This is a genomic window from Sphingopyxis soli (assembly GCF_018682675.1).
Lineage (GTDB): Bacteria > Pseudomonadota > Alphaproteobacteria > Sphingomonadales > Sphingomonadaceae > Sphingopyxis > Sphingopyxis soli.
Map to the genome: position 1 here is coordinate 1 of NZ_JAFMTR010000088.1, position 6,571 is coordinate 6,571.

The following is a 6,571-nucleotide window of genomic DNA, read 5'->3' on the forward strand; positions in this document are numbered from 1 at the left end:
AACAGCGAGGCCATCGCCGCAGCCAGCATGACGAGAATTGAAAGGCTGGAATCCACCCCAACAGCGGGACGTTCGCCCTTCGGCTCAAGATCACCCCGCCTTTTTCGCCTGCCGATATTTGTGCAGCAGCGGCTCCGTGTAGCCCGACGGCTGCGCCACGCCCTCGAAGATCAGCGCGCGCGCGGCCTGATAGGCAATGCCGTCGGGTGTCAGCTTTTCGTAAAGCGGATCGCCCGCATTCTGCGCATCGACTTTCGCCGCCATGCGCGCCAGCGCGGCATCGACCTGCGCCTCGCTGCACACGCCGTGGAGCAGCCAGTTGGCGAGCGCCTGCGAACTGATCCGCAGCGTTGCGCGGTCCTCCATCAGGCCGACATCGTCGATGTCGGGCACCTTCGAACAGCCGACGCCCTGATCGATCCAGCGCACGACATAGCCGAGGATGCCCTGGCAATTATTGTCGAGCTCGCGGGTGATCTCCGCCTCGCTCCAGTTACGCCCGGCCGCGACGGGGATGTCGAGCAGGCGATCGAGCGACGGCACCGCCTCGCCTGCGATTTCCCTCTGCCGCGCGAAGACGTCGACCATGTGATAGTGCAGCGCGTGCAAGGTCGCGGCGGTCGGCGACGGTACCCACGCAGTGTTCGCGCCGCTCTTCGGATGGCCGATCTTGGCGTCGAGCATGGCTTTCATGAGGTCGGGCATCGCCCACATGCCCTTGCCGATCTGCGCCTTGCCGCTGAGGCCGCAGGCGAGGCCGATGCGGACGTTGCGATCCTCGTAGGAGGCGATCCAGTCGCTCGCCTTCATCTCGCCCTTCGGGATCATCGGACCCGCGCGCATCGAGGTGTGGATCTCGTCGCCGGTGCGGTCGAGGAAGCCGGTGTTGATGAAGACGATGCGGTCCTTCACCGCCGCGATGCACGCGGCGAGGTTCGCCGAGGTGCGGCGCTCCTCGTCCATCACGCCGACCTTGATCGTGTGTCGCGCAAGGCCGAGCATGTCCTCGACCGCGTTGAAGAGGCGGTCGGTGAAGCCGCATTCGTCGGGGCCGTGCTGCTTGGGCTTCACGATGTAGATGCTGCCCGCGCGGCTGTTCTTGAGGGTGCCAAGCCCCTTCAGATCGTGGAGCGAACAGAGGCTGGTGATGACGGCGTCGCAGAGCCCCTCGGGCGCCTCGGCGCCGTTCGGCAGGCGGATCATCGGCGTCGTCATCAGATGGCCGACGTTGCGGACGAACATCACGCTGCGGCCGTGGAGCGCGAAGCTGCCGCCATCGGGCGCGGTCCACTGGCGGTCGGGCTCCATCGCGCGGGTGACGGTCGCGCCGCCCTTGACGAAGCTTTCGACGAGGTCGCCACGCATCAGCCCGAGCCAGTTGGTGTAGCCGAGCACCTTGTCCTCGCCATCGACCGCCGCGACCGAATCCTCGAGGTCGATGATCGTCGTCAGCGCGGCTTCGAGCAGCACATCGGCGATGCCCGCGGGGTCGGTCCTGCCGATCTGGCTGTCGGGGTCGATCACCAGTTCGATGTGCAGGCCGTTGTGCTTCAACAGGATGCCGCCGGGCTTGCTGCCCGCCCATTGCGACGGATCGGCGAGCGCGAGCTGCCCGCCCTGCCAGTCGGCCCATCGTCCCGACGCGAGAGGAACGGTTTCGTCGAGGAACGCCTTCGCACGCGCGATCACCGCCGCGCCGCGATCCGCGTCATAGCCGCCGGGCTTTGCGGGCGGCGCGTCGAGTGCGTCGGTGCCGTAGAACGCATCGTAGAGGCTGCCCCAGCGCGCATTGGCGGCGTTGAGCGCGAACCGCGCGTTCAATGCCGGCACGACGAGCTGCGGTCCCGCCATCGTCGCGATTTCGGGATCGACATTCGCGGTGCCGATTTGGAACGGCGCGGGTTCGGGGACGAGATAACCGATCTCGCGAAGGAACGCCTGATAGGTGGCAGCGTCGTGCGCCTGCCCTTCGCGCGCCCGATGCCAGGCGTCGATCCTGGCCTGCAAATCTTCGCGCTTCGCGAGCAGCGCGGCATTCTCGGGGGCGAACTTGCCGAGCAGGTCGGCGAAACCGGCCCAGAATCGCTGTGGGTCGACGCCGGTTCCGGGCAGCGCCTTTTCCTCGATGAAGGAAGCCAGACGCGAATCGACGGAGAGGCCGTTGCGGTCGAGGAAATCAGTCATTCAGCACCCTTTGGTCAGCGCGATCGCGCCAGTGGACCCGGGGAGGAAAGGGCCGCTGCCCTATGGCGCGAATGAAAGAGGTTGGCAATGGGGGGTGCAAAGCCGGGGGCCGACCGCTATGGGCGCGACATGATCGCGCGCGAACTCCTGGCAACCGCACCCGTCCCCGGCGGCGAAGAGCTGCGCCTGTTCCGGCGCGGCGGCGATTACACGATCGCGCTTGGCGGCAACGAGCTGATGAGCAGCCGGATGAGCGGTTCGGAAGTCGCGCTCGCGGACATGAGCTGCGACCGGCTGCAGGGCGGCGCCGCGCCGTATCTGCTGATCGGCGGCTATGGCATGGGCTTCACCCTGCGCGCCGCGCTCGCCCGGCTCGGCCCCGATGCGCGCATCATGGTCGCCGAGCTGGTGCCCGACATCATCGACTGGGCGCGCGGACCGATGGCGGCGCTTGCCGCCGGCGCACTCGACGACCCCCGCGTCGAGTTGCGCATCACCGATGTGTCGGGCGTGATCGGCGGCGCGGTCGGCGCGTTCGATGCGATCCTGCTCGATGTCGACAATGGCCCCGACGGGCTGACCCGCGAAAGCAACGACCGCATCTATTCTGCCGCGGGGCTCGACCGCGCGCGCCGCGCATTGCGGCCCGGCGGCATTCTTGCCAACTGGTCGGCGCATCCGGACGCGCGCTTCGCGCGGCGGCTGAGGGACGCGGGCTTTGCGGTCGAAGAGGTCGCCGTGCGTGCCCGCAGCAACGGCAAGGGCGCGCGGCACATCATCTGGTTCGCGCGCGCCGCCTGATGCCGGGGGTCGCCAAACCCTATCGCCCGCGTCTATAGCCACCCGCATGACTTCGCTCTCGTCATCCGAAACCGCGACGCTCGAACGGGCCGCCGACGCGCCGATGCTCGCACAGGTCGAGCGCTGGGCGGCGATCAACAGCGGCACGGGCAATCTGGCCGGTCTCAAAACCGTGGCGGGGCAGCTCGCCGACGCCTTTGCGGCGCTGCCCGGCGAGGTGCGCCTCGTGACGCCCGACCCGGTCGAAAGCGTCGACGCCGGGGGCAAGATCAAGACGACGCAGCGCGGCGACCACCTGCATCTGCGCGTCCGCCCCGAGGCACCGGTGCAATTGCTGCTCACCGGCCATATGGACACGGTGTTTCCCGCCGATCACCCGTTCCAGACGCTCCAGTGGCTCGAACCCGGCGTCCTCAACGGCCCGGGCACCGCCGACATGAAGGCGGGTATCGCCGTGATCCTCGCCGCGCTGACGGCGCTTGAAGCCTCTCCGCTCGCCCGCCGCGTCGGCTATAACGTGATGATCAACAGCGACGAGGAGACGGGCAGCCACGCCTCGGCCGCGCTGATCGCCGAGCTGGCGAAGGGCAAGACCGCGGCGCTGACCTACGAACCGGCGCTGCCCGACGGCGGCCTCGCCGGCGCGCGGCCCGGCAGCGGCAATTTCTCGGTGATCGTCCATGGCCTGTCCGCCCACGCCGGCCGCAACCCCGAGGACGGGCGCAACGCGCTGATCGCCGCGGCCGACCTCGCGCTGCGGCTGAACGCGCTGAAATCGCCCGACCTCAAGGTCAATCCCGCGAAGATCGACGGCGGCGGCCCGAACAATGTCGTGCCCGATACTGCGATCCTGCGCGTCAACCTGCGCCCTTCGACTCCCGAAGCAATGGCGGCGGCCGAAGCCGCGCTCCGCGACGCGGTCGCCGCAGTCTCCCGCGAGCACGAAGTGCATTGCCATATCCACGGCAACTTCAACCGGCCACCCAAGCCGCTCGACGCGGCCGCGACGCGCTTGTTCGAGCTGGTGCGCGACTGCGGCGCGGTGCTCGGCCTGCCGCCGATCCGCTGGAAAGCGACCGGCGGCGTCTGCGACGGCAACAATATCGCCGCCTGCGGTGTGCCGGTGGTCGACACGATGGGGCCGCGCGGCGGCGCAATCCATAGCTCGGACGAATTTCTGATCGTCGACAGCCTCGCCGAACGCGCGCAGCTGTCGGCGCTGACCATGATGAGAATAGCGGAACGGGGGACTGTGTGAATTATGTGATCCGGGCGGCCAAGCCGGGCGACCTGCAGAGCATTTACGAGATGGCGAAGCTGACGGGCGGCGGCTTCACCAACCTCCCCCCCGACAAGAAGGCGCTGCGTGCGAAGCTGGAGCGTGCCGAGGCCGGATTCGCCTCGGAAAAGGAATATCCGGCCGACGAGCTCTATCTGATGGTGCTCGAGGATCTCGACAGCGGCGAGGTGCGCGGCACCTGCCAGATTTTCGGGCAGGTCGGCCAGCGCTGGCCCTTTTATTCGTACCGCATCGGCACCGACAGCAAGCATAGCGAACAGCTCGGCCGCACCTTCCACGCGCAGGTACTGATGCTGAGCAACGACCTCAACGGGTCGAGCGAGGTCGGCGGACTGTTCCTCCACCCCGCGGCGCGCGCCGGCGGGCTCGGGCTGCTGCTCGCACGTTCGCGCTACCTCTTCATCGCCCGGCACCGCGCGCGCTTCGGCGACCGCATCCTCGCCGAGCTGCGCGGGGTGATCGACGAGGCGGGCGGATCGCCTTTCTGGGACGGGGTCGCGGGCAAATTCTTCGGGATGAGCTTCCAGGAAGCCGACCAGTTCAACGCGGTCCACGGCAACCAGTTCATCGCCGACCTGATGCCCAAACACCCCGTCTATATCGCGATGCTGCCCGAAACCGCGCGCGCGGTGATCGGCGTCCCGCACCCGACCGGACGTGCGGCGATGCGGATGCTGGAGAATGAGGGCTTCGCCTTCGAAAACTATGTCGACATCTTCGACGGCGGCCCGACAATGACCGCGCGCACCGATCAGGTCGCGAGCATCCGCGATGCGAAGCATGTCGAAGTGAGCGGCATCGCCGAGGGCGGCGAGGACGCGCTGATCGCCACCGGCCAGTTGCGCGATTTCCGCTGCTGTTTCGGCACGGTCGGCGCGGACGGGACGATCGATGCCCATGCGGCCGAGGTGCTGGGGGTCCGGGTCGGCGATCCGATCAGCTGGATCGGGCGATAAGCGATGCTCACCGAAATCAACTTCGACGGCATCATCGGCCCGACGCACAATTATGCCGGGCTCAGCCGCGGCAACATCGCCTCGGCGGCCAACGCCGGCGATGTGTCGCAGCCGCGCGCGGCGGCGCTGCAGGGCATCGAGAAGATGCGCCACAATATCGCGCTCGGCCTTCGCCAGGGCTTCTTCATGCCGCTCGACCGGCCCGACGCGCCCTGGCTCGCAACGCTGGGCACCTCGCTGGGCGATGCCGAAACGCATTTGCGCGCGCAGGCCTGGTCGGCCTCTTCGATGTGGGCCGCGAACGCCGCGACCGTATCGCCCGCGCCCGACAGCGGCGACGGCAAATGCCACCTGACCGTCGCCAACCTCGTCACCATGCCACACCGCAGCCACGAATGGCCGGGGACGCTGGCGCAGCTGCGCGTCGCCTTTGCCGATCCGGCGTTCGCGGTGCATGGGCCGGTTCCCGCGCCGTTCGGCGACGAGGGCGCGGCGAACCATATGCGGCTCTGTTCGGGGCACGGATCGGCCGGCGTCGAAATCTTCGTTTACGGGTTGAGCGGCGGCCGCTTCCCCGCGCGCCAGCATCTCGATGCGTCGAAGGCGATCGCGCGCAGGCACAGGCTCGATCCGGCGCGGACGCTGTTCATCCGCCAGTCGGACACCGCGATCCAGGGCGGCGCCTTCCACAACGACGTCGTCGCGGTCGCGAACGAGCATGTGCTGTTCACGCACGAAACCGCGTTCGAGGATCGCGAAGGCGCGCACGCGCAGATCCGCGCCGCCTTCCCCGAGGTCGAGATCGTCGAGGTGCCCGCGAGCGCGGTCAGCCTGCCCGACGCAATCAAATCCTATCTGTTCAACGCCCAGCTCGTCAGCCTGCCCGATGGCGGCGGCATGGGCCTTGTCCTCCCCACCGAAGCGCGCGAGACGCCCGCGGTCTGGACCTGGCTGGAGGCGCATGTCGCGGGCAACGGCCCGATCCGCCGCCTGCTGCCGGTCGATGTCCGCCAGTCGATGGCGAACGGCGGCGGCCCCGCCTGCCTGCGCCTGCGCGTCGTCGCCGACCCGGCGACCGTCGACCCGCGCTTCCTGGCCGACCCCGCGAAGCTCGACCGGATCGCCGACGTCGTCGCCGCGCATTGGCCCGAAGCGATCGCGCCCGGCGACCTCGCCTCGGCGGCGCTGGTCCGCGACGTCCAGCGCGCGCGCTCGGCGTTGCTGGAAGCGCTGGGGCTGGAGGAATTGATCTGAGGGCGGGTTTCGACCGAAGCACGACATTTCCAGCATCGTCATCCTGGCTGCGGCGATGGCCTCGCTGTTTCAGGAT

At 68.5% G+C, this 6,571-nt stretch carries 5 protein-coding genes; 4 read left to right on the plus strand and 1 reads right to left on the minus strand.

Annotation, left to right across the window (positions count from 1 at the left end; all coding sequences use genetic code 11):
* Positions 1-90 precede the first annotated feature (90 nt).
* Positions 91-2,184 (minus strand): malate synthase G, encoded by a 2,094-nt coding sequence (locus tag J1N50_RS13635; RefSeq protein WP_215354374.1) that lies wholly within the window; start codon positions 2,182-2,184, stop codon positions 91-93.
* 129 nt (positions 2,185-2,313) lie between these two features.
* Between J1N50_RS13635 and J1N50_RS13640 the strand changes: the two genes are divergently transcribed.
* From J1N50_RS13640 to J1N50_RS13655, 4 genes are read left to right on the plus strand one after another with little or no spacing between them, the layout of a single operon-like run.
* Positions 2,314-2,985, plus strand: a complete 672-nt coding sequence (locus tag J1N50_RS13640; RefSeq protein WP_215354384.1) for a spermine/spermidine synthase domain-containing protein — start codon at positions 2,314-2,316, stop codon at positions 2,983-2,985.
* A gap of 46 nt (positions 2,986-3,031) precedes the next feature.
* Positions 3,032-4,243 carry a hydrolase gene (locus J1N50_RS13645; RefSeq protein ID WP_215354377.1) on the plus strand — a complete coding sequence of 404 codons (1,212 nt, stop codon included), beginning with the start codon at positions 3,032-3,034 and terminating at the stop codon, positions 4,241-4,243.
* The gene (locus J1N50_RS13650) at positions 4,240-5,241 is read left to right on the plus strand and encodes an arginine N-succinyltransferase (RefSeq protein ID WP_215354379.1); all 1,002 of its coding nucleotides are present in this window, start codon (positions 4,240-4,242) and stop codon (positions 5,239-5,241) included. Before J1N50_RS13645 ends, J1N50_RS13650 begins: the two co-directional genes overlap by 4 nt.
* A gap of 3 nt (positions 5,242-5,244) precedes the next feature.
* Complete coding sequence (locus tag J1N50_RS13655) at positions 5,245-6,495, plus strand: N-succinylarginine dihydrolase (protein ID WP_215354382.1); 1,251 nt, start codon at positions 5,245-5,247, stop codon at positions 6,493-6,495.
* Positions 6,496-6,571 lie beyond the last annotated feature (76 nt).

Coding starts and splice junctions, on each gene's coding strand:
- J1N50_RS13655 (WP_215354382.1), top strand. CDS start 5,245: ATGCTCACCGAAATCAACTTCGACGGCATCATCGGCCCGACGCACAAT.
- J1N50_RS13635 (WP_215354374.1), bottom strand. CDS start 2,184: ATGACTGATTTCCTCGACCGCAACGGCCTCTCCGTCGATTCGCGTCTG.
- J1N50_RS13640 (WP_215354384.1), top strand. CDS start 2,314: ATGATCGCGCGCGAACTCCTGGCAACCGCACCCGTCCCCGGCGGCGAA.
- J1N50_RS13645 (WP_215354377.1), top strand. CDS start 3,032: ATGACTTCGCTCTCGTCATCCGAAACCGCGACGCTCGAACGGGCCGCC.